8 protein-coding genes are annotated in these 24,476 nt (G+C 74.0%); 4 read left to right on the top strand and 4 right to left on the bottom strand.

Annotated elements, in window-relative coordinates; translation table 11 throughout:
* Positions 1-104: 104 nt before the first annotated feature.
* Positions 105-5,666 (bottom strand): beta-ketoacyl synthase N-terminal-like domain-containing protein, encoded by a 5,562-nt coding sequence (locus ACIOC1_RS24765; protein ID WP_401856382.1) that lies wholly within the window; start codon positions 5,664-5,666, stop codon positions 105-107.
* A gap of 39 nt (positions 5,667-5,705) precedes the next feature.
* Entirely contained in the window at positions 5,706-14,612 is an 8,907-nt protein-coding gene (locus ACIOC1_RS24760) for an SDR family NAD(P)-dependent oxidoreductase (RefSeq protein WP_401856381.1), read from the bottom strand.
* 705 nt (positions 14,613-15,317) lie between these two features.
* On the opposite strand from ACIOC1_RS24760, the gene ACIOC1_RS24755 reads away from it, so the two are divergent.
* Positions 15,318-16,736: a condensation domain-containing protein gene (locus ACIOC1_RS24755; protein ID WP_401856380.1), complete on the top strand. Its 1,419-nt coding sequence runs from the start codon at positions 15,318-15,320 to the stop codon at positions 16,734-16,736.
* A 10-nt stretch (positions 16,737-16,746) separates the two neighbouring features.
* Here ACIOC1_RS24755 and ACIOC1_RS24750 read toward each other — a convergent pair whose 3' ends face one another.
* Positions 16,747-17,346: a hydroxyisourate hydrolase gene (locus ACIOC1_RS24750; protein ID WP_355341434.1), complete on the bottom strand. Its 600-nt coding sequence runs from the start codon at positions 17,344-17,346 to the stop codon at positions 16,747-16,749.
* Positions 17,347-17,406: 60 nt separating this feature from the next.
* On the opposite strand from ACIOC1_RS24750, the gene ACIOC1_RS24745 reads away from it, so the two are divergent.
* On the top strand, positions 17,407-17,601 hold the full coding sequence (locus ACIOC1_RS24745; protein ID WP_188281614.1) for a hypothetical protein: 195 nt from the start codon (positions 17,407-17,409) through the stop codon (positions 17,599-17,601).
* A gap of 457 nt (positions 17,602-18,058) precedes the next feature.
* Here ACIOC1_RS24745 and ACIOC1_RS24740 read toward each other — a convergent pair whose 3' ends face one another.
* The gene (locus tag ACIOC1_RS24740; RefSeq protein ID WP_401856379.1) at positions 18,059-21,691 is read right to left on the bottom strand and encodes a BTAD domain-containing putative transcriptional regulator; all 3,633 of its coding nucleotides are present in this window, start codon (positions 21,689-21,691) and stop codon (positions 18,059-18,061) included.
* A gap of 893 nt (positions 21,692-22,584) precedes the next feature.
* On the opposite strand from ACIOC1_RS24740, the gene ACIOC1_RS24735 reads away from it, so the two are divergent.
* Both ACIOC1_RS24735 and ACIOC1_RS24730 read left to right on the top strand, forming a co-directional pair.
* Positions 22,585-23,577 (top strand): ATP-binding cassette domain-containing protein, encoded by a 993-nt coding sequence (locus ACIOC1_RS24735; protein WP_401856378.1) that lies wholly within the window; start codon positions 22,585-22,587, stop codon positions 23,575-23,577.
* Positions 23,574-24,473 (top strand): ABC transporter permease, encoded by a 900-nt coding sequence (locus tag ACIOC1_RS24730; protein ID WP_355341444.1) that lies wholly within the window; start codon positions 23,574-23,576, stop codon positions 24,471-24,473. The genes ACIOC1_RS24735 and ACIOC1_RS24730 overlap by 4 nt, the downstream gene beginning before the upstream one ends.
* Positions 24,474-24,476: the final 3 nt, after the last annotated feature.

The following is a 24,476-nucleotide window of genomic DNA, read 5'->3' as shown; positions in this document are numbered from 1 at the left end:
CGGTGGTGCCGGTGATGTGCGCCGGCGATGTGCCGGGGGAGTGCCGGTGGGAGTGCCGGGGAGTCGCTGTACCTCGGTGGCCGGGCCGTGCGCCCGGCGCGGGATTACGCCTGGGCGTCGATGAAGGCGAAGATCTCCTCGTCGGAGGCCTCGTCGAGCACCGCGGTGGGGGAGTCCATCGGGACTCCGAGTCGGTTGAGGGCGTCCTGCAGGGCCACGACCATGCGGTCCCGCAGCGCGGGTGCGGACGAGCTGAGTTCGCCGGTGATCCGGGCGAGGGCTTCTTCCATGGTGGTCACGTCATCCTTCGGGGCCGGGACCAGCGCGATGGCCAGGTGCTCCGCCAGGGCGCCGATGGTCGGGTGATCGAAGACGAGCGTCGGGGCCAGGTCGAGACCGGAGTCCGTCTGGAGCCGATTGCGCAGTTCGACCGCCGTCAGCGAGTCGAAGCCGAGGTCGATGAAGGGCAGGTCGGGGTCGAGCGCTTCGGGCGCTCCATGGGCCAGTACCGCGGCCACGTGGTGGCGTACGGCGGTGTCGACCGCGGACTTCGCGGCGTCACCGGTGAGTCCTTCGAGCTTCTTGGCCAGGCCGCCCGCGGCGTTGGCGCCGGACTGCCGGGCGCCGCCGCCTTCCGCGGTCCGCCGCCCCGCGCGGACCAGGCCGCGCAGGATCTGCGGAATCCGCTCGCCGCTGTCCTGCGCGCCGCGCAGGCCGCTCAGGCTCCAGCGGGAGGCCACGACCGCGGCCTCGACGTCGGGGTCGGTCAGCACCGTGTCCAGCAGCCCGAGGCCCTGCCGCTCGTCGAGCGGCGCGACCCCGATCCTGGCCAGCCGCGCCTCGTCGGCCGCGGTCAGCGTCGAGCCCATGCCCGCCGTCGACCACAGTCCCCAGGCCACCGAGACCGCGGGCAGACCCGCCGCCCTGCGGTGGACGGCCAGCGCGTCCAGGAAGGTGTTGGCGGCTCCGTACGTGGTCTGCCCGGCGTTGCCGAGCACGCCCGCGACGGAGGAGAACAGGACGAAGGCGGCCAGCGGCAGGTCCGCGGTCAGCTCGTGCAGCAGCCAGGCCGCGTCCGCCTTCGGCCGCAGCACGTCCGCCAGGCGCTGCGGCGACTGGCCCGCGAGCAGGCCGTCGTCCAGGACACCGGCCGCGTGCAGCACACCGGTCAGCGGGTGCTCCGGCGGCACCGAGGCCAGCAGCGCCGACAGCTCGCCGCGGTCGGCGGCGTCGCACGCCTCGATCCGTACGGTGGCGCCGGGTCCGGCGGCCTCGGTCAGCTCGTCGGCCAGCTCCCGCGCCCCGGGGGCCGCGAGACCGCGCCGCGAGGTCAGCAACAGGTGCCGCACGCCGAAGCGTTCGACCAGCCGCCGGGCGACCAGCGCGCCGAGCGCCCCGGTGCCGCCGGTGACCAGGACCGTGCCGTCGCCGAAGGCCGGCTCGACGGCGGGTGCGGGCACCCGGCGGGCGACCCGCGGCAGCAGCGTACGGCCGTCCTCCAGCAGCACCTGCGGCTCGTCGGCCTCGGCCGCGGCGGCGAGCAGCGCCACCGCCCTGCCGGGACCCGCGAGGGCCGCGCTGATGCCGCCGCGGGCGCCCACCAGCAGGAACCGGCCGGGGTGTTCGGCCTGCGCCGCCCGCACCAGGCCCCAAACCCCCGCCGTGCGGAGCGAGTCGGGGTCGGTGGCGATCACCAGCCGGGAGGCGGCGAAGGCCGCGTCGTCGGCCCACCGCTGGAGCAGGCCGAGCACCTGCCCGGTCAACTCGCTGACGCTCTGCGGGAGTTCGGCGCCCTCGGCGGTGTCCAGTGCCTCGGTGTCGAGCAGGACGTAGTCGGGCCGGACGCCGGACGCGGCGAGCGCGTCGGGGCCGGTGTGGAAGGGGAGCGCGGCGACCGGGGTGCCCAGCGCGGCCCAACTGCCGGGGCTCACCGCGGGAAGCGTCGTCTCGGTCCACTCCAGGCCGTAGTAGCCCTCGGGTGAGGCCGCGCTTCCGGCGAGCGCCCGCATGGCCGCGGCCGGCACCGCCCTGACCCGCATGTCGCGGGCGTCCAGGACCAGTCCGCCGTTCTCGTCCGCCGCGGTCAGCGACAACTGGTCGGCGCCCTCGGTCACGATCCTGACCCGCAGGGCGGACGCGCCGACCGCGGTCAGCCGCACCCCGCGGAAGACGAACGGCAGCCGCAGCTCGTCCCCTTCGCCCTCGGCGGCGTACGGGTGGAAGGCCGAGTCGAGCAGCACCGGGTGAAGGCCGAAGCCGTCGTTCTCCGCGCCCTCGGGCACCTCGACCTCGGCGAACAGCTCACCGTCGGTGCGCCAGGCGCCGCGCAGCCCGCGGAAGGCCGGGCCGTAGCCGTAGCCGCGCTCCGTCAGCCGCTCGTAGACCGCGTCCAGGTCGACCGGTGCGGCCCCCTGCGGCGGCCAGGTGGCGGCCCACGCGCAGCCGTCGGGCTCCGCGGGGCCCGCGGCCAGGCTGCCCGACGCGTGCCGGGTCCAGCTCTCCTCGCCGCCGCGCCGGGCGTGCACCCCGACGGAGCCGTCGCCGCCGATGGCGACCTGGAGGTCGAGCGACCCGGTCACCGGCAGCGGCATCGGCGCCTCGAACGTCAGCTCCTCGACCCGGTCGTAACCGGCCTGCGCCGCCGCCTCGACGACCATGTCGAGCAGGGCGGTGCCGGGCACGATCGCCGCGCCGCCCACGGAGTGGTCGGCCAGCCAGGGCAGGTCGTCCGCGGTCAGCCTGCCGGTGGCGACCAGTCCGCCGTCGGCGACGGCGACCGCCGCGCCCAGCAGCGGGTGCCGCAGCTCGGTCAGGCCGAGCGCGTCGGCGTCGCCGCGCGGCGGGGTCCGCAGCAGCCAGTAGCGCGTGTGGTCGAAGGCGTACGTGGGCAGTTCGACGGGCTGTCCGCCGGGCGCCGCGGCGCTCCAGTCGGCGGACGCGCCGGCCGCGTACGCCTCGGCGAGCGCGGTCAGCAGCCCCTCGGGCTCGGCCAGCGTGCGCCGGGACACGGCGGTCACGACGGCCTTGGCGTCCGGCAGGCAGGCGCGGACCATCCCGGAGAGCACCGGGCGCGGCCCGATCTCCAGATAGACGTCCGTGCCCGCCGCGTCCAGCCGCGCGGTCATGTCGGCGAAGCCCACGGCCTGGCGGACCTGGTCGGTCCAGTAGCCGGGGTCGGTCCAGCTCCGGTCGGCGCCGAGGTTGACGGCGGTGTCCAGCGTCGGCTGACGGAAGGTCAGCGCGGCCAGTTCGGCGCCGAAGGCGTCGAGCATCGGCTCCATCAGCGGCGAGTGGAAGGCGTGGCTGACGGTGAGGCGCTTGGTGCGGCGGCCCTGCTCCGCCCAGTGGGCGGCGACGGCGGCGCAGGTCTCCTCGTCACCGGAGACCACCACGTCCGCGGGGCTGTTGACGGCGGCGACCTGCGCCAGGCTCTCCTTGCCCGCCAGCGTGACGGCGACTTCCCGCGCCGTGGCGGAGATCGCGAACATCGCGCCGCCGGAGGGGAGTTGCTGCATCAGCCGGGCGCGGGCGGTGATCATCCGGGCCGCGTCGGCCAGGTCCCAGACACCGGCCACATGGGCGGCGGCGATCTCGCCGACGCTGTGCCCGGCGACCTTGTCGGGGACCAGACCGAGCGAGCCGAGCAGCCGGAAGGCGGCTACCTGGTAGGCGAAGAGCGCGGGCTGGGTGTAGTAGGTGCGGTCCAGCTCCGCGGCCTCGGGCGTGCCGGGCTCCGCCCACATCACCTCGCGCAGCGGCCGGTCGAGATACGGGTCGAGCGCGTCGCACACCTCGTCCAGGGCGGCGGCGAAGACGGGGAAGGCGGCGTGCAGTTGACGCCCCATGCCGGGCTGCTGACCGCCCTGTCCGGTGAACAGGAAGACGGTCCTGGCCGTACCGGACGCCACGCCGGTGGTCACCGGGGAGCCGTCCCTGCCCTGCGCGAAACCGTCGAGCCGGTCGAGGAGTTCGGCGCGGTCGCGGCCGACGACGACCGCGCGGTGGTCGAAGCGGGCGCGGGTGGCGGCCAGCGACCAGGCCACGTCCACCGGGCGCAGCGCCGGTTGAGCGGCGACGCGGCGGCCGAGCCGGTCGGCCTGGCCGCGCAGGGCGTCGGCGCTGCGGGCGCTGAGCACCCAGGCGAGCGGGGCCTTGCCGGTGTCGGACGCGGTGTCGGACGCGATGCCGGACCCGGTGTCGGACGCGGCGCCGGACCCGGTGTCAGAGCCGGTCTCGGAACCCGTCCCGGTCTCCAACTCCGTTGCGGTGGGGGCCGGTCGCGGCTCCTCCAGGATCACGTGCGCGTTGGTGCCGCTGATCCCGAAGGACGAGACGGCGGCCCGGCGCGGCGCGTCCTCGCGCGACTCCCAGGGCTCCTCTTCGGTCAACAGCCGTACGGTGCCCGCCGACCAGTCGACCCGCGAGGTCGGGGTGCCGATGTGCAGGGTGCGCGGCAGCTTGCCGTGCCGCATCGCCTGCATCATCTTGATCATTCCTGCGATGCCCGCGGCGGCCTGCGTGTGCCCGATGTTGGACTTGATCGTGCCGAGCAGCAACGGCCGCTCCGGCGTGTGGTCCTTGCCGTAGGCGGACAGGATCGCGTTGGCCTCGATCGGGTCGCCGAGCGGCGTGGCCGTGCCGTGCGCCTCGACCGCGTCGATGTCACGGGGCGTCAGGCGGGCGTCGGCCAGCGCCTGGGCGATCACCCGCTCCTGCGCCTTGCCGTTGGGCGCGGTCTGCCCGTTGCTCGCGCCGTCCTGGTTGACGGCCGTGCCGCGGATCACGCCGTAGATCGGGCGGCCGTTGCGCTGAGCGTCCGAGAGGCGTTCCAGCAGCAGGACACCGCAGCCCTCGCCCCACACCGTGCCGTCGGCGTCGGCGGAGAACGGCTTGCAGCGCCCGTCGGGGGCCAGACCGCGCTGCCGGGAGAACTCCGCGAACATGTCGGGCTCCGCCATGACGGTCACCCCGCCCGCCACCGCGAGCGTGCACTCGCCGCTGCGCAGGGAGCGTACGGCCTGGTGGACCGCGACCAGCGAGGACGAGCAGGCGGTGTCGAGGGTCACCGAGGGACCTTCGAGACCGAAGCTGTAGGAGACCCGGCCCGACAGCATGCTCGGGGTGCTGGCGACCAGGAGGGTGCCGTCGACGTCCTCGGGAACGGCGCCGAGGAAACGCGCCGAGTAGAACTCGTACATCATCCCGGCCCACACGCCCGTGCTGCTGCCGCGCAGCGTCGCCGGGTCGATGCCGGCCCGCTCGAAGGACTCCCAGGCCGCTTCGAGGAAGAGCCGGTGGTGCGGGTCGGTGCTCACCGCGTGACGGGGGCTGATCCGGAAGAAGGGGGCGTCGAAGTCGCCCGCGTCGTGCACGAAGGCGCCGCGCCGGGTGTAGCTGGTGCCGGGGGTGTCGGGGTCCGGGTCGTACAGCTTCTCCAGGTCCCAGCCGCGGTCGGTCGGGAACGGGCTGGTCGCGTCGGTGCCGGAGTCCACCAGCTCCCACAGGTCGTCAGGTGCCTCGACCCCGCCGGGGTAGCGGCAGCCGATGCCGACCACGGCCACCGCCTCGTGCTCGCGGTCATCGGCCTCGCTCAGCTTGCGCCGGGCGTCGGTCAGGTCGCCGACCACCTTCTTCAGATATTCGCGAAGCCGCTCTTCGCTCGTCATAGCCGTGTCCTCCAGTACGAAGTCGGGTTGTCGCGAATGTCAGAGTTGGTTGTCGATGAAGTCGAAGAGGTCCTCGTCCGAGACGGTTTCGAGGCCGCCGCCGGGCAGTGCCGGGCTCAGGAGCCGCCCCGGTCCCTCGCCGCCGTCGCGCAGCCGGCTCAGCGCCGCCTGGAGCAGCGCCTCGGTGCGGTCGCGCTCGTCGGGGTCGGCCGGGCCCTCGGCCGCGGCGCCGCCGTCGAGCAGCGCGGACAGCGCGTCGCCGAGGGTGCCCCACAGCCGGTCGCCCACCGGTACGGGCTCGGCCGGTGCGAAGTCCGCGGCGAGCCGGGCCGCCACGTCCGCGACGGTCGGGTGGTCGAAGGTCAGCGTCGCCGGGAGCGGCACGCCGGTCATCCGGCCCAGGCCCTCCTGGAGTTCCACGGCGGCCAGCGAGTCGAAGCCCAGCTCCGTGAACGGCCGGTCGACCTCGATCCGGTCGGCCCTGTCGTGCCCGAGGACGAGCGCGGCGCGCTCCCTGACCAGGTCGAGCAGCACCGCGTGCGCCGCCTCCCGGTCGAGCCCCGCCAGCTTCCCGGCGAGTCCGCCCTGACCCGCGGCGGGCGCGGGCGCCGTCGCACCGGACGCGGCGGGCCGGACGGAGGCCGTTCCGCGGGCCGGGCGCGGCGCCGGCACCAGGCCGCGCAGCAGCGGCGGTACGGGTGACCCGCTGGAGGCCGCGCGGGCCCGCAGCCCGGTCAGGTCCCAACGGGCCGCCACCGTACGGCCGCCCGTCAGGTCGGCGGCCAGCGCCGCGTCGAAGAGCGCCAGACCCTCCTCCTGGCCGAGCGGCAGCGTGCCGATCCGTGCCAGCCGTGCCTGGTCCACCGCGCTCAGCGCCGTGGCCATCCCGGCCTCCGCGGACCACAGGCCCCACGCGACCGAGGTCGCGGGCAGCCCCGCCGCCCTGCGGTGGACGGCCAGCGCGTCCAGGAAGCCGTTGGCGGCGGCGTAACCCGCCTGCCCCGCGGTCCCGAGCACGCCCGCCACGGACGAGTACAGGACGAACGCCGCCAGCGGCAGGTCCGCCGTCGCCTCGTGCAACAGCCACGCCGCGTCCGCCTTGGGCCGCAGCACGTTCCCCAGCCGCTCACCGTCGAGCCGCGCGACCACGCCGTCGTCGAGCACGCCCGCGGTGTGCACCACCGCGGTCAGCGGCTTGTCGTCCGCGATCGAGTCCAGCACCGCGGTCAGCGCCGCCCGGTCCGCCACGTCGCAGGCCGCGACCCGTACGGCCGCGCCGCCCGCTTCGAGCGCGGCGACCAGCTCGTCGGCCCCTTCGGCCGCCGGGCCGCGCCGCGAGACCAGGAGCAGGTCCCGCACGCCGTGCCGTGCCACGAGGTGCGCGGCGAGGCGCGCGCCGAGTCCGCCGGTACCGCCGGTGATCAGGACCGTGCCGGTGCCGAGGGCGCTTCCGGTGTCCGGGGTGTCCACGGTCCGCGCGCCGTCGACCGGCTCGGTGCCGGTGCCGGTGCCGGTGCTGGTGTGGGTCTCGGTCTCGCGGAGGGTGAGCCGGGGGACCAGCAGGGCGCCGTCGCGGACGGCCGTCTGCGGCTCCGCCTGGTGCAACGCGGCTGCCAGCAGCGGCCATTCGTCCGGTGCCGTACCCCTCGCGTCGGCCAGGGCGAAGGCGCCGGGGTGTTCGGTCTGGGCCGACCTGATCAGGCCCCAGAGCGGGCCGCCGGTCAGCGAGTCGGGGTCGGCGAGGAAGAGCAGCCGGGTGCCGGCCAGTTCGGGGTCGGCGACGCGTCGCCGTACGAGGTCGAGGGTGTCCGCGAGGACGCGGCGCACGGTCGAGGGGAGGCCGCCGGACGCTGCCGGTTCCTCGGATGTCGGGCCGTCGGATGTCGGGCCCTCGGGCGTCGGGTCCTCGTGTGCCGGGCCCTCGGGTGCGGGGATGACCAGGACGGCCGGGGCCGCGCCCGTGCGGGGGGTGTCGAGGTCGGCGAGTACCGAGGCGGGGCGGCCGGAGGAGCGCAGGGCCGCGGCCACGGGTTCGGCGCCGTCGGAGCCGAGCACCGCCCAGGGCGCTGAGTCCTCGGAGGACGGGGCCGGGGACGCGGCGGCCGGGACCCAGGCGATGTCGTACAGGCCGATGTCCTTGGGGGCCGAGGTCGCCGCGAGGCCGAAACCCTCGGGGGCGTTGCGCATGCTCACCGTCACCTCGCCCACCGGGCGTCCCGCCGTGTCGCACAGGGACATCCGGGTGCCGTCGCCGGAGGCGTCGCTCGCGGTGAGCCGTACGCGCAGGGCGTCGGTTCCGGGCGCGGGGACGGTGACGGACGTGAAGGAGAAGGGGACAGGGCGGCCCGCCGACGAGGCGTTCCTGGCCTCCAGGACGAGGATGTGCAGGGCGGCGTCGAGCAGGGCCGGATGCACGGCGAAGTCGGCCGCGGCGGACCGTACGCCCTCGGGCAGCCGGACCTCCGCGTAGAGGTCGTCGCCCGCACGCCAGGCGCCGGTGAGGCCCTGGAAGGCGGGGCCGTAGCCGTACCCCGCGGCGGCGAGCCGCCCGTACACGTCGGTGAGGTCGACCGCCTCGGCTCCGGTCGGCGGCCAGACCGCGGCCCAGCCGTCGTCGGGGGCGGCGTCCGCCGAGGCCGTCAGGTGGCCGGTGGCGTGCGCCGTCCACAGCGCGTCGGTGTCGTCGGCGGGCCTGGCGTGCACGGACAGCGCGCGCCGCCCGTCCGCGTCCTCGCCGCCGACGGCGACCTGGACCTCGACCGCGCCCAGTGGCGGCAGGACCAGCGGGGTGAGCAGGGTGAGTCCGCCGACCGCCTCGGCCCCGGCCAACTCCGCCGCCTGGAGGGCGCATTCGACCAGCGCCGTACCGGGGACGACGGCGGTGCCGCCGATGGCGTGGTCGGCCAGCCACGGCGTGGAGCGCAGCGAGAGCCGTCCGCCGAGCAGGTGGCCGCCGTCGGCCGCGACGGTGGTCGCGCGGCGCAGCAGCGAGGTGCGGGCGGTCGAGCCCGCGTCGGGCCCCGCGTCGGTGAGCCAGAACCGGCGCCGGTCGAAGGCGTAGGTGGGCAGCTCGGTACGGGCGCCGTCCGCCGCGGTGGCGGCCCAGTCGACGGTGGCTCCGGCGGCGAACGCCTCGGCCAGGCCCCGCAGGAGCGCGTCCTGTTCGTCCCGGCCGCGCCGGACCAGCGGTACGACGCTGCCGGGCCGCCCGGCCAGGCTCTCGCGGGCCATCGGGGTGAGCACCGCCTGCGGTCCGACCTCGAACAGCACGCCGGTACCGGCGGCGGCCAGCCGGTCCACGACCGGCGCGAAGAGCACCGTGTCCCGGATCTGATCCACCCAGTAGGCGGGGTCGGTCCAGGAGCGGTCGGCGCCCAGGGCGGCCTCGTAGGGGAGTTGGGGTTCGGCGAGGGTGGTCGCGGCGATCTCCCGCCGGAAGGCGTCGAGCATCGGGTCCATCAGCGGCGAGTGGAAGGCGTGGCTGACGGTGAGCCGCTTGGTGCGGCGGCCCGCGTCGGCCCACTGCCGCGCGATGGCCTCGCAGGTCTGTTCCTCGCCGGAGATCACGCAGCTCAGCGGGCCGTTGACGGCGGCCAGGCCCACGGCCCGCGCCGCGTACCGCGGCTCCGCCAGCGTGCCGCGGATCTCCTCCTCGCTCGCGGCGACGGCGAACATCGCTCCGCCGCGCGGGAGTTCCTGCATCAGCCGGCCGCGCGCGGCCACCAGCCGTACGGCGTCGGCCGGTTGCCACACCCCGGCCGCGCAGGCCGCCGCGTACTCGCCGACCGAGTGCCCCGCCACGACGTCGGCCTCGACGCCGAGGGAGCGCAGCAGCCGCCACGCGGCCGTCTCGAAGGCGAAGAGCGCGGGCTGGGTGTAGCGGGTCTCGTCCAGCAGGACCGCGTCGGGTCCGTCGGGCTCGGCCCACAGCACCTCGCGCAGCGGGCGGTCGAGGTAGGGGTCGAAGGCCGCGCAGATCTCGTCGTACGCCGCCGCGAACACCGGGAAGGAGGCGTGCAGTTCGCGTCCCATGCCGAGCCGCTGGCCGCCCTGCCCGGTGAAGAGCAGCGCCGTCCGGGCGCGGCCCCTGGCCGTACCGGAGACGGTGCCGGGCCCGGCCGGGTCGCCGTCGGCGAGGGCGCGCAGCCCCGCGATCAGCTCGTCGGTTCCGGCGCCGAGGACGACGGCGCGCTGCTCGAAGACGGTACGGGCGGCCAGCGTGCGGGCGACGTCCTCGGGACGCCTGTCGGCGACGGCGCCGGTCAGCCGCTGGGCCTGGTGCCGCAGCGCCTCGGGGGTGCGGGCGGTGACCGGCCAGGCCAACAGGCTCTGTGCAGGAATTTCCTGACGGTCCGTCCGTTCGGCGGGAAGGTCGGCCGCGGCCGGTTCCTCCACGACCACGTGGGCGTTGGTGCCGCTGATGCCGAAGGAGGAGACGGCGGCCCTGCGGACCCGCTCCCCGCGCGGCCAGGCCCGCTGCTCGGTGAGCAGCCTGATCCGTCCGGCGTCCCAGTCGGCGCGCGGCGTGGGCTCGTCGGCGTGCAGCGTGCGCGGCAGAGTCTCGTGGCGCAGCGCCTGCACCATCTTGATGACGCCCGCCACACCCGCGGCGGCCTGCGTGTGACCGATGTTGGCCTTCACCGAGCCGAGCCAGACCGGTCGCGCGGCGGCGGGGTCGCCGCCGCCCGGGGCGCTGCCGTAGGTGTCGATCAGCGCGTTGGCCTCGACGGGGTCGCCGAGGGAGGTGCCGGTGCCGTGCGCCTCGATGGCGTCGACGTCGTCGGCCGTGAGCCGCGCGTCGGCCAACGCCTGGCACACGAGGGCGCGTTGGGCCTGTCCGTCGGGCGCGGTGAGGCCGTTGCTGGCACCGTCCTGGTTGACGGCGGTGCCGCGGATGACGGCGAGCACCGGGTGGCCGTTGCGGCGGGCGTCGGAGAGCTTCTCCAGCAGCAGCACCCCCGCGCCCTCGGAGAAGGACGTGCCGTCCGCGTCGGCCGAGAACGCCTTGGCCCGGCCGTCCGCGGCGAGTCCGTGCTGCCTGCTGAACTCCACCAGATTGCCGGGCGTCGACATCACCGTCACGCCGCCCGCCAGCGCCATCGGGCACTCGCCGCCGCGCAGGGCGCGGACCGCCAGGTGCAGGGCGACCAGGGAGGACGAGCAGGCCGTGTCGACGGTCAGCGCGGGGCCGCGCAGGCCGAGGGTGTACGCGACCCGGCCGGAGATGACGCTGAGCGCCGTACCGGTGAGCAGGTGGCCGTCACCGCCGCCGTTCGGCCGGTGCAGCGGGGGGCCGTAGTCGGAGGCCATCGAGCCGAAGAAGACGCCGACCGGCTGCCCGGCGAGCGTGGCCGGGTCGATGCCCGCCCGCTCGACGGCCTCCCACGACGTCTCCAGCAGCAGCCGCTGCTGCGGGTCCATCGCGAGCGCCTCGCGGGGGCTGATGCCGAAGAAGGCGGCGTCGAACTCCGGTGCCTCGTGCAGGAATCCGCCGCCGACGGTGGTCAGGGCGCCGGGCCGGTCGGGGCCCGCGCCGAGCAGTGCGTCCAGGTCCCAGCCGCGGTCGGCGGGCAGCCCGGTGACCGCGTCGGTGCCGTCCGCGACGAGCTGCCACAGCTCCTCCGGGGTACTGACCCCGCCGGGGTAGCGGCAGCTCATGGCGACGACGGCGATCGGCTCGGGCGCGTCGGGGTCGACGCTGGAACCGGCGGACGTACCGGTGTCGGCAGCGGTGTCGGCGGAAGTGCCGTCGCTGGTCACGCTGTTGGGGGCGGGCCGCACGCCCGCGCCGTCCGCCTCGGGCGTCTGCGGCGTCAACCGCGCTGTCAGCTCGGCCAGTCGCTCGGCCAGCCGCTTCGGCGTCGGGAACTCGAAGAGCAGCGTCGTCGGCAGCTTCAGACCGGTGGCGTCCTTGAGCCGGTTGCGCAGCTCGACGGTGCCCTGCGAGTCCAGGCCGAGGTCCTTGAAGCTGCGGCGCGGGTCGATCGCGCTGCCGTCCGCGTGCCCGAGGACCGCGGCGGTGCTCGCGGTGACCAGATCGCGTACGGCCTCGGGAGTGCGGACCGCCACGGGCGCCGGGGCCGGGTCCGAGGGGCCCGCGGTGCCTGCGGCACCGGGACCGGCCGCCGCGCCGAGGATCGGCGCCCCGCCCAGCCAGTGCCGCTCGCGCTGGAAGGCGTACGTGGGCAGGTCCGTCGTACGGGCTCCCGGTACGGCCGCGACGGGCGCCCAGTCGACGTCGGCGCCGTGTACGTAGGCACCGGCGAGGGCGCGCAGCACCTGCGCGGGGCCGCCCTCCTCGCGGCGCAGGGTGGGCACGGAGGCGGCCTCGTGGCCCGCCTCCTCCGCGGTCTCCTCGATCGCGTGCCGCAGCACCGGGTGCGGGCTGCACTCGACGAACAGGCCGTTGCCGTCGGCGAGCGCGGAGCGGGTGGCGTCGGTGAAGCGGACGGCGTGGCGCAGATTGCGGTACCAGAAGTCGCCGTCGAGCTCCGAGGTGTCCTCGACCCGGCCGCCGGTCAGCGAGGAGTAGAAGGGGGTGTCGACGGCGACCGGCCGGACCGGTGCGAGCACGTCGAGCACCTGCTCGCGGATGACTTCCACGGCGGGGGAGTGCGAGGCGTAGTCGATCTTGAGGACCTTGGTGCGGAAGCCGTCGGCGTCGAAGCTCGCGGCCAGCTCGGTGAGCGTGTCCAGGGGGCCGGAGACGACCGCGGAGGTGGGGCTGTTGAGCACGCTGAGGGTCGCGGCCCCGTAGGCCGCCAGCCGTTCCTCGACCATGGCGAGCGGCGCGGACACCGACAGCATCCGGCCGCCGGTGACCTGGAGCAGCACCTGGCTGCGCAGGGCCACCACACGGGCCCCGTCGTCCAGGGAGAGCGCGCCGATGACGGTCGCGGCGGCGATCTCGCCCTGCGAGTGGCCGATGACGAAGTCCGGTTCGACCCCGGCCGCGCGCCACACCTCGGCGAGCGAGACCATCACGGCCCACAGCGCGGGCTGCACCACGTCGAGCCGCTCGAAGCCGGGCGCGCCGGGCGCACCGCGCACCACGTCCACCAAGTCGTAGTCGGTGTACGGGGCCAGCGCGCGGGCGCACTCGGCGATCCGGTCGGCGAACGGGCCGTCGATCTCCAGCAGTTCGCGCGCCATGCCCCACCACTGGGAGCCCTGGCCCGGGAAGACGAATCCCACGCCGCCGGTCGCGGTGTGCCCGGTGATGACCTCGCTGTGGGGTCGGCCCGCCGCCAACTCGCCGAGCAGCGTGTCCAGTTCGGGGCGGCCCGCGCCGAGGACGACGGCGCGGTGGTCGAAGGCCGAGCGGGTGCGCAGCAGGGACAGCGCGACGTCCCGCGCCGGTACGTCGGGGCGCGTGGCGAGGTGGGCGGCGAGCCGGTCCGCCTGGGCGGTCAGGCCGCGCGGGGAGCGGGCCGACAGGAGCCAGGGGGTGGTCGGGGCCGCGTCGGCGTCGCAGTCGCGGCGGACCTCGGGGCTGTCGTCCGCGACGGTCTCGTTCGGCGTGGTCTCGTTCGGCACGGTCCGGGGCGCCACGGTCTCGTTCGGCGCGGTCTCGTTCGGCACGGTCTGGGGCGCCGCAGTCCCGTTCGGCGCGGTCTCGGGCGCCGCCGCCAGGATCAGGTGGCAGTTGGTGCCGCCCATACCGAAGGCGCTGACGCCCGCGGTCGGGCGGCTGTCGGGGGAGCCGGGCCACGGACGGGCGGCGGTGACCACCTCGATGCCCTGCTGCTCGGCCGCGATGGCCGGGTGGAGCGAGGTGAAGTTCAGGCTGGGCGGGAGCGTGCGGTGGCCGATGCTGAGCGCCACCTTCAGCAGACCGACGATGCCGGCCGCGCCCTCCAGGTGGCCGACGTTGGTCTTGGCCGAGCCGACCAGCAGCGGCGGGGCGCCGTGCGCCACCCGGGACTCGGTCTCCAGCGAGGCCCCGAGACCGGCCGCCTCGATCGGGTCGCCGACCGCCGTACCGGTGCCGTGCAGCTCCACGTAGGCGATCTCGGCGGGCGCGACTCCCGCGTCGCGGCAGGCCAGCCGGACGACCTCGCGCTGCGCCTCGGGGTCGGGAACGGTCAGGTGCTCTCCTGTGCCGCTGTTGACGGCGCCGCCGAGGATGACGCAGTGCACGGTGTCGCCGTCGGCGAGCGCGGCCGACAGCGGCTTGAGGAGCACCACACCGCCGCCCTCGCCGCGTACGTAACCGTTGGCCCGGCCGTCGAAGGTGTGGCAGCGGCCGTCGGGGGACAGGGCGCCGAAGCGCTCCAGGGCCCGGTCGCTCTCGCCGAGCAGATTCAGGTTCACCCCGCCCGCCAGCGCCGTCCGCGCGGTGCCGCGACGCAGCTCCTCGCAGGCCAGCCGCACGGCGACCAGGGCGGAGGACTGGCCGGAGTCGACGGTGAGGCTGGGGCCGCGCAGGCCGAGCAGGTGCGAGACCCGGTTGGCGATGATGCTGCGGTGGGTGCCGGTGACGCTGTGCCTGCTGATCCCCTGGCCGCCGAGCCGGTCGTGGACCAGCGCGTAGTCGCCGGTGATGGCGCCGATGAAGACTCCGGCCGCCGTGCCGTGCAGGGTCGAGGGGACGATCCGGGCGTGCTCGATCGCCTCCCACGCCAGCTCCAGGACGAGCCGCTGCTGCGGGTCCATCGCCGCGGCCTCGGCCGGGGAGAGGCCGAAGAAGGCGGCGTCGAAACGGTCCACGTCGGCGATGTATCCGCCGCGCCTGGCCCGGCCCGAGCCGTCCGCGGCACCGTCCGCCGTCGATCCCGCCGTACCGTCCGCCTGGCGCCGGTCCGCCGGGGCCTCGCCGACCGCTTCGCGGCCTTCGCTCAGCAGCCGCCAGAACTCCTCGGGGCTCTTCGCGCCGGGCAGCCGGCAGGACATGCCGATGACGGCGACCGGCTCCGCGGCCGTGGACCGTTCAGTCAGAGCGGACATGACCCACCTTTCGAGGATTGGCTGTTCCAGAACGCATCGCCCGGCATCGCACGCACTGCGGCGCATTGCCGTGAATTTCTTCTTCGTGTTTCTCTTCGCGGGCCCTGACGGTTCGGTAAACGCATTCCGCTGCTCAGGACCGGGAAATACGACCGGGGCGGCCGGCGTGGTCTTCACCGGTGGCCCTGGCTGTTCCGGGCATGGCAGAAGCGTGGACTCCACGGCCCTGGCGGGTCAAGGAAGTTCGCCCCGAACGCGGTGGCAGGGAATACCGCGAACTTGATGCCAACGCGCGCGTATGGACAAGGAGAAGCGACCCATGAATAAGTGTGTGATGCGGCGAAAGGGCCGCCGGAAAACCGTCAGGAGCGAGGTGCGGGAGGAGGTGAAGCAAATGCGCAAGGTGGTCTGTACGCGGGTGGTCTGCACCCGGGTCGTCTGCACGGCCGTGAGCCACGCGCGCGGCACCGTCTGTCGCTGAGCCGTCGCGTTCCACGAGCCGCGCAGCTCGTCACCTTCCTCCCCGCGCCGACGGGCGCGGGGGGAGGGGCCGTACGGCCGTACGCGAACCCGTAGCGCGGCCCGGAGCCCGCAGCCCGCCGACCACCGATCACCGACCGCTTTTCGGCGCACGACCGCCGCACGCCACGCCGGACCACCGCCTCACGCCACGCCTCGTGCCCCACCTCATGCCACGGAGGGACCATGCCCGTCGACGCCCCGCTCACCTTCGGCCAGTTGTCGACCTGGCGATCGATAGAAACCTTCGCCACCGACCGGCTGATGGAGGTGAACGTCCCCGCGCTGTGGGACGTCGAGGGACTTCAGGCGCCCGCGATCGACCGCGCCCTGCGCGTCCTGACATACCGTCACGAAAGCCTGCGGACGACGTTCCACACCGATGCCGACGGCCGGCCCTTCCAGCGCGTCCACCCCGAAGTCCCGCTCCGGCTGGACCGGTTGGACCTGCCGTCGGTGACCCCGCAGGACGGCGCGCGGGTGCTGCGCGAGCTGTACGCGCGGCCCTTCCCCGTCGTCGGCGACCCCGGCTGGCACGGCACGCTGATATGCGCCGCGGGCCGCCCCCGCTATCTGGCCGTGTCGATGTCGCACATGGTGGTGGACGTCTGGGCGATCCGCGAACTGGAAAGGCAGCTCAAGGAGTTGGCTGCCAGGGGCGGAGGGGACCCGGCGGCCGACGGCCGGCCGGGGCCCGCGCCGCGCGAGCTGGCCGTCCTCCAGCACGGCGACGCCTGGGCGGGCCACCGCCGCGGCGCCGAGAAGTACTGGAAGAAGATCGTGGCGGGCGGCCCGCTGAGCAATCTGCCCGCCCGGACGCCCGGTTCCGACGAGCGCCGCATCCAGGCGACGTTGCGCTCCCCGCGGCTCGCCGCGCTGGTCGCGGACGCCGCCTCCGCACACCGGGTGTCGCCGCAGAGCGTTCTGACCGCGCTGACCGGCGCGGCCCTTTCCGGAGTGCTGTCCCGGAACCGGATCATGCTGAGCCTGATGTGCGCCAACCGCTTCGACCCGCTGTGGCAGCCCGTCGTCAGCACCATGAACCAACTGGTGCCGCTGCTCTGCGCGGTGGACCCGGACGCGCCGCTGTCCGGCTTCCTCAAGCGCGCGCATCTCAGCTCGCTGCTGGCCTACCGCCACGGCAGTTACGACGTCGACGCGGCGGCGCGGCTGGCCGCCGAGGCACCGGGGCCGGACGGCTCGCTCTTCGTCCACGACTGCTGGTTCAACTACGTGGCGGAATCGGAGCCGTCCGCCGACGTACCGTCGGCATCGTCACCGCCGCCCGTACGGGCGCGGGACCGGGCCGATGTCCCGTCCGGCGCGTCCCTGACCTGGACGCCCCCGGCCCGCGAGGCGGGTCACCCGTTCTATCTCCGGGTCAACGCCGAAGGGGCTCACCAGGTGGAGCTGACGCTGCGGTCCGACCCCGACGTGCTCGGCGAGGAGGATGTCACCGCCGTCCTGCGGACCATCGCGCTCGGGGCGCTGCGCGCGGCCACCGAGCCGGAGGCCACGGTCGGCGCCCTGCTGGACGACGGACGGGCGAGGGGGGAGCTGGGAGCCGATCTGTTCCCGCGTCAACCGGCCCTCGCCAAGGGGTAGTCGCGGTGCCTCAGGCGCCGCGGTAGCTCAGGAAGGAGTGCGTGGAGACCACGATCGGCAGGTGGATGTCCGCGTCGGACTCGGTCACCCGGAACTCGACGATGGCCCGGGGGTGCAGGGGCAGCGAGCCGAGGACGGCGTAGTACGCGTCCAGGTCGCAGACCACCTGGTAGATGCCCGGCTGGATGTTCCGGTCACCGAGCATCGCCAGCCGGCCGTCCTGACCGGTGCGCCCGCGCACCAGCTCACGCCAGTCGTCTCCGGCGGGCTGGCGCAGCAGGACGTCGACGTCCGCTGCCGGTACGCCGAACGCACTGTCCACGATGTGCACGCAAAGACTCACGGGTCCCGCCTCCGGGTTCGGGCGCGTCTTTTGCGGTGTCGCGCCTGGGTGGCCACGACGTTGGGGGATGCCCCTATCGTTCCGCCATCGCTCCGGCGGCCCGGGACGATAGGACCGGCGGCCCCCGACGATAGCGAAACGAGGGCGGGGCGAGAGCCGGACCGCCGCGCCGAGCCCCGCGCCGACCTGCGGCGGTCGGGTGAGAGCGACGTGATAGCGACCGTGATAGCCGGGCGAGGACGGACCGAAAGCGGTCCACCGAACCATGAAGTCATCGAGCCACCGGGACACCTGAACCGGCGGCCCCACAGACTTGGAGATGGCATCATGACGGTTCGCGCCTTCCGCCGCAGCATCACCGCCGCCGCCCTGCTCGTCACCCTCACGGGCGGCGTCGCCGTCGCGGTCACCTCGACGCACTCGTCCACGAACGGCCACACCTCGGTCGTACGTGTCGACGGCGGAACGCCGAAGCCGACCCCCACCCCCACCGCCTCCACGGACAACACCATCTGGGACTGACCTCCGCCGCGGCCCTCGCGGCCCGGCACCCCGTACCACCGCACCGCGCACCACCGCTTCCCCAGCTCCACCCCACGACGACCGCCGCTCGGTCGGCCGGATGAGCCCTCTCTCACGGCGCCCCGGTTCGATCCGGCGAATCGTCTCCCCACGAAGCCCGTGCCGACACGGGCATCCCGCACCGTCGGAGATCCGGCACCCCCACCCGCCCGCGCTCTCGGGTACCTCCGCACCATGACGCCCGTGACCCTGGGCCGCCCACACGGCTGGGCGCCTTCCACCCCGTGACACCCGGTGCTACCGGCTGCCCGGATTCTCCCTGCCCGCACCGGCGGGCGCCCCCGCTCCACGACGCCCGGTCGGCCGCACCTTCACGCCGACCGGAAACACCGCCGACCCGGCAGGCCCCCTGCCGGGAGCTGGCGTTCCCCCAACTCCCCGGCGACTCCTAAGCCGTTCAGCTGTGCAGCTCGGCCTCCGCCGGAAGCTGCGCCGCCGCGACACCCGCGTCGGCGCCCCCGTCGGCCAGCGTACGCAGCAGCCGCCGCACCTCCTCGACCAGCGCGACACCGCCCTTGTCCGTCCGCAGCCCGGTCAGCATGCCCGCCGCCGCCTGCCAGTCGGCACGCGCGCCCTGCGGACGGCCGGACGCCGCGTGCACCCGGCCGCGCAGCACCATCGCGCGCGCCTTGTCCAACGTCGCGCCGATCGCCTCGAAGCCGGTCAGCGCGCGCTCGACGTACTCCGGCGCCGCCTCGACGTCCGAGGTGAGCAGCGCCTCGGCGAGCGCCAGCGCGATCCGGCTCTCCACCATGCGGGCGCCGGCCTGTACCGCCAGTTCGAGCGCCTCGGTCAGCATCGCCCGCGCGGAACCCGGCTCGCCGCGGCGCAGGTCGACCGTCGCCAGACCCAGCAGCGCGTAGCACTCGCCGACCTTGTCGCCGGTCACCCGCACACTGTCCAGCACACGCGTGTAGGCGACATGCGCGTCGTCCAGCCGCCCGACCCGCAGGTGCAGCGCGCCCAGCCGGTTCTGCACCTGAGCGGTGACCCGGCGGTTGCCGACCTCGTGGCAGATCGCCTCGGCGCGCTCCAACAGCCGCAGCGCCGTGGCCGTTTCACCGCAGTCCACGTGCACCTGGGCCATGTTGTGCAGGACGTGCGCCTCGGCGATCCGGTCGCCGGTGACCTGGAAGACGCCCAGCGCCTCCTCCCACCGCTCCTGCGCCGACGCGATGTCACCGGTCAGCCGGTCCAGATAGGCCATGTTGCGCAGTACGAGCGCCGCGCCGTGCTCGTCGCCGAGTTCGTGGTAGAGCGTGTGCGCCCGCTCGAACTGCCGCATCGCCGGGTCCGTGCTCTGCTCGAACATGTGCAGTGAGCCCAGCGAGTAGCGCATCGCCGCCTCGCCGTGCTGATCGCCCGCCCGGCAGGCGGCCTTGAGCGCGATCTCGTGCGTCTCGCGCCAGTTGCCGAAGTACGAGTACGCCTCGAAGAGCGTCACCGAGCTGAGCGCCAGGTCCCAGCAGTGCTCGACCAGTCCGGCCGCCGACGCCTGCCGCACGGCCGCCACGATCGACGTACGCTCCTGCTCGTACCAGGCCAGCGGGTCGGACAGCAGCCGCTCCACCAGCCGGTCGGGCAGCCGCCAGCGCTCCGCCGAACTGCGCCGTTCCAGATAGCCGCCCGCGTACTCGCGGCGGTGCGCCTCACCGGTCAGCGACAGCAGCGCGCCGAGCCAGCGCTCCAGCGCGCCCAGCCGCTCCTCGGAACTCTCCTCCGCCAGCCGCTCCTGCGCGAAGGGCCGCATGATGTCGTGGAAGCTGTAGCGGACATGGCCGCCGGGACCGGGCGTGGCGTCGATCAGATACGCCTCCGCGAGGACTTCGAGCGCCTCCTGCGCGCGCAGCACGTCGACCTGGAGCAGCGGGGAGCCCACCCAGGCCGCGAAGTTGGGCACGTCGAGCAGGGCGAGACGGCGGAAGAGCAGCCGGGCGTCGTCCGGCAGGCTGTCGTACGTCAGCGAGATGCTGGCCCTGACCTGCATCTCACCGTGGTTCAACTCGTCCAGCCTGCGGGACTCGTCGAGCAGCCGGTCGACGAGGTCGGCGACGCTCCAGTGCGGACGGGCCGCCAGCCGCGCCGCCGAGATCCGTAACGCCAGCGGCAACCGGCCGCAGAGCTGGGAGAGTTCGCTGACGCTCTCCGCCTCCGCGACCACCCGCGCCTCACCGATGTAGCGGGCGAGCAGCGCGGCGGCTCCGCTCTCGCTGAGCGCGCCGATCTCCACCCGGCCCGCGGTGGGCAGTCCGGTGAGCCGCTGACGGCTCGTCACGATCACCGAGCAGTCGGCGCTTCCGGGCAGCAGCCAGGTGACCTGACGCTCCGTCATGGCGTCGTCCAGCACGACCAGTACGTGCCGCCCGCTGACCAGGTCGCGGAAGAGCTCGGCGCGTTCCTCAAGGGACTTGGGCAGGCTGGGGCCGACGACACCGAGCGCCCGCAGGAAGCGCTCCAGGATGTCGGACGGGTTCGCCGGACGGTCGCCGACCCGCAGGTGCGCGAAGAGCTGGCCGTCGGGAAAGTCCTGGGTGAGCAGGTGCGCGACATGCACGGCCAGCGTCGTCTTGCCCGCGCCGCCCTGTCCGACGATCACGCAGACGGGCACCGCCTGGTCGCTGCGGTGGCGCTGGTCGCCGCCGATCTGCCGCACGATGTCGTTCACGGTCTCGCTGCGGCTGGTGAAGTCCGGGATGTCGGCGGGCAGCAGGCTCGGCGCGCGCCGCTTGGGCTCCTCGGCCGGCGGCTGGTGCGGCGACTGCCCTTCGGCCTGGCCGCGCGCCTGGTCCGAGGCGCCCTCCGGGTCGGCGCGGGCGCCGGGCATGGGGGCGCCCGTCGAGGTGGGCGGCCGGGCCGACTCCGCGGGCGCGCTGCCCGTCGGATCGTCCCGGTCTCCGTACCGGTCGTCGCGGTCCCGCTCCATGCGGTCCCACGGATCGCGGCGGGGTTCGTCGCGCCGGTGTTCATCCGCGCGGTAGTCGTCACGGCGCGGGTCGTCCCGCCCGTGTTCGTCCCGCCTGGGTTCGTCGCGGCGCTGCTCGTCGCGTCGGCGTTCGTCCCGGCGGTAGTCGTCCCGGCGGGGGTCGTCGCGCCTTTGATCATCGCGCCGCTGGTCGTCCCGGCGCTGTTCGTCGCGCCGCTGGTCCTCCCGCCGCTGGTCGTCACGGTGCTGGTCGTCGCGCCGCTGGTCTTCGCGATGCTGCGGCTGACGTCCCTGACCGTCGTGGTCCCGGCTGTCCCGGCTCGTTGAACGCCCCGACGTCGTCTCGTCCGGCTCCGCGCCCGGCAGCGAGAACGTACCGGCGAGCATCGCCCGGTGCAGGCCGCGCAGTTCACTGCCCGGGTCGATGCCCAGTTCGCTCTGCAATTCCTCACGCACCTTGCGGTACGCGTCCAGCGCCTCCGCCTGCCGCCCCGCCGCGTAGAGCGCGATCATCAGGAGCGCCCTGAAGTGCTCGTGCAGCGGATACTCGGCCGCGAGGGACGTCAACTCGCCGATCAGCCGGTGCTGTTCACCCGCGATCAGCCCGGACTTCAGGCTCTCGCCGAGCACGGCGAGCCGTCGCTCGTTGAGCCGCCCCACTCCCTGCTGCACCAGTGTGCTGTCCACGTCGGCGAGCGCGGGACCGCGCCACAGTTGCAGCGCGTCCCGCAGGATGCGGGCCGACCCGGCCGGGTCCCCGGCCGCCAACGCCGCCTGCCCTTCGTGGACTTCGGCCTCGAACCGGTGCAGGTCGAGCGTGCCCGCGGGGACCCGCAGCAGATAGCCGGGCCGTCGGGTCTCGATCAGGTCCTCGCCGCCGCCCGCGAGGATGCGCCGCCGCAGGTTGGAGATACAGATCTGGATCTGCCCGCGCGAGGTCGCCGGCGGGTCGTCGCCCCACACGGCGTCGATGAGCCGTTCCACCGGGATCACATGACCGGCCTCGATGAGCAGCATCGCCAGTACCGTCCGCTCGCGGGCACCGCCGAGTTGCACCGGGCGCCCGTTCGCCGAGACTTCGAGGTGCCCGAGTATGCAGAACTCCAACGATTTACCCCCGGCTACTGTCGGTAACGGAGCGGGTGAGTGCGCTGTCCCGCCGCGCGAGGCCCCGGTGTGCGCGGCGGGCCTCTATTGCGTGTACTCCGTGCCGCTCAATTGGACGAATTCTCATTCATGACGCAGCACAAATCAAGATGTCCATAGCAGCATGGTTGATTTCGAAGAGAGCCACTGGGGTGAGTGGGGCGCGTGTGACATGAGTGCGTCATCGACTTCCTCCCGGGGCCGCACTTCGGCGCCGATCCCCGCCGCGCGCCGACCCGCCGCCTTGTGTCGCGACACTCCCCGTAAGTAGCGTCCTGTCCGTCTTTCCCCGTCACATACGGCGACGTTCCGGCTGCGAATCCGGTATGTCCGCCCGTGGGGTATCGGTCATGCGCTGTCCCCCCTGCCCGCCCGGCCCGCGGCCCTCGGCCGGACCCGCCGGAGACCCTATTGGCCGCCTCCGGATCAATGTTCAGAACACCCGGATGGTGTGAGAATGAATGAATTCACGCCGTCATTCCCTTGAATCCTGTACGAGTTTCCCGAATGGGTCCTTTACTGGCTCTTCGCAACCGTGTACTGCCACTTCGGGAATCCGCGGCCATTGGGCATATGCGCCGGTCCTGTTCCCCGGCCCCGCTCCTCTGGCCGCTCACAGCCCCCGCGACGGCGGTCGGGGACCCCGCCGGGAGGCGGGCGGTCCGCTTTTCGCGATCATCATAAACGCCCCCGCCCGCGTCGGCCGACGTCCCCCGGTCGGACCGTTGTCGCGGGCCGCGCGGGCGGGGGCGTGTTTCGATGACGAGAGCGGCGGGCGCACGGATCGGGCAGCCGACGGGCGCGGGCCGGGCGGCGGACGGGCATGCGGGTCGAGCGGAGCCGGGAGGTGGGACATGGCGGTCGAGGCGGCGGTGGAGCGGACGGGCCCCGGCGGCGGACGGCCCCCGGTGATCCGTACGGTCGGGCTCACCAAGCGGTATCCCAAAGCGCCCGTCATGGCGGTCGACGGCCTTGACCTCGAGGTCTACGCCGGGGAGTTCTTCGGACTCCTCGGACCCAACGGCGCGGGGAAGACCACCACCATCGGCATGCTCGCCACGCGCGTGGTCCCCACCGGCGGGAAAGCGTACGTCGGGGACATCGACGTCGTCGCGCAGCCCGCGCTGGCCAAGCAGGTCATCGCGGTCGTGACGCAGCAGAACACCCTGGACCGCTCGCTGACGGTGTGGGAGAACCTCTACTACCACGGGCTGCTGTTCGGGATCTCCGCCGGACGGTCGCGCGAACTGGCCGACGAGTCGTTGGAACGCTTCAGTCTGTCGCGCTGGGCCGCCTCTCCTGTGGGCAACCTGTCGGGCGGCATGGCGCAGCGGCTGCTGGTGGCGCGCGCGATCATGCACCGCCCGGCCGTCCTCTTCCTGGACGAACCGACGGCCGGTCTCGATCCGCAGAGCAGGCTCGCGCTGTGGGAGATCCTGGCCGGGCTCATCGCCGACGGCCAGACCATCGTGCTCACCACGCACAACATGGAAGAGGCCGACCAGCTCTGCGACCGGGTGGCGATCATCGACCACGGGAAGATCCTCGCCCTCGACACACCGGAAGCCCTCAAGCAGGGAGTCGGCGCCGACACCATCGTCACCGTGCTGGCCAGTGGCGACCACGAAGCCCTCGCCGCCCGCCTCACCCGGGACATTGAGGGCGCCGTCCGCACCCGGCTGGTCGACGGCGGCGTCGAACTCCAGATCCAGGGCGACGAGCGCCTGCTGCCGCGCGTGGTCGCCAGCACCGAGCGGGGCGGCTTCGAACTGGTCGACCTGTCGATCGTGCGCAGCTCCCTGGAGACCGTGTTCATCAGCCTCACCGGCAAGGAGCTGAGGGAATGACCGCACCACCGGCCGGACCCTCGCAGCCGCTGTCCCCGACGCACCGCCCGGTCACCGTACGGCCGAGCCGTTCCGTGGCCGCCGCCAGCCGTACCGCCCTCGGCGCGCTCGTCCGGCGGGACCTGCGGGTGCTGTGGAAGAGCTTCGGGCAGTTCGTCGCCCGGACACTCGTCCAGCCGTTCCTGCTGGTCTTCGTCTTCCTCTACGTCTTCCCCACCATCGGGCAGGGCATCGGCGGCGCCGGGGGCTCGACGGGCGAGTCGGACTTCGCCACCGTCCTCGTGCCCGGCGTCGTCGCCATCAGCATCATGTTCCAGGGCATCCAGTCCGTCGCGATCCAGATGTCACAGGAGTTCGGCTACACCCGCGAGATCGAGGACCGGGTGCAGGCGCCCTGCCCGATCTGGCTGGTCGCCGTCGCCCGCGTGCTGTCCGGCGCCGTCCAGGCCCTGATCTCGGCGGTCATCGTCTTCCCGATCGCCGCGGTCGTCCACGCGCCCGGCGTCCACGCCCATCTCACCGTCCACTGGTGGATCGTGGTCACCCTGATCCCGCTCGCCTGCGTCGCCATGACCTCGCTCGGCCTGATGCTCGGCACCACCTTCCAGCCGCAGAACATCGGCGTCATGTTCGGCTTCGTCGTCCTGCCCCTGGTCTTCCTCGGCGGGACCTACTACCAGTGGACGAAGCTCTCCCTCGTCCACCTCGGCGGCTTCCACTGGCTCCAGATCCTGGTCCTGGTCAACCCGCTCATCTACATCACCGAGGGCATGCGCGCCGCCTTCACCGAGTCCACCCACATGTCGCTCTTCGCCGTCTACCCGGTCCTGATCGCCGCCTGCGCCGTCTTCCTCACCCTGGGCCTGCGCAACTTCCGGCACCGCGTGCTGTCCTGACCC

The organism is Streptomyces sp. NPDC088197 (assembly GCF_044741185.1).
GTDB lineage: Bacteria > Actinomycetota > Actinomycetes > Streptomycetales > Streptomycetaceae > Actinacidiphila.
Note: the sequence above shows the minus strand (reverse complement) of the source record. Positions and strands in the feature narration are given on the sequence as shown.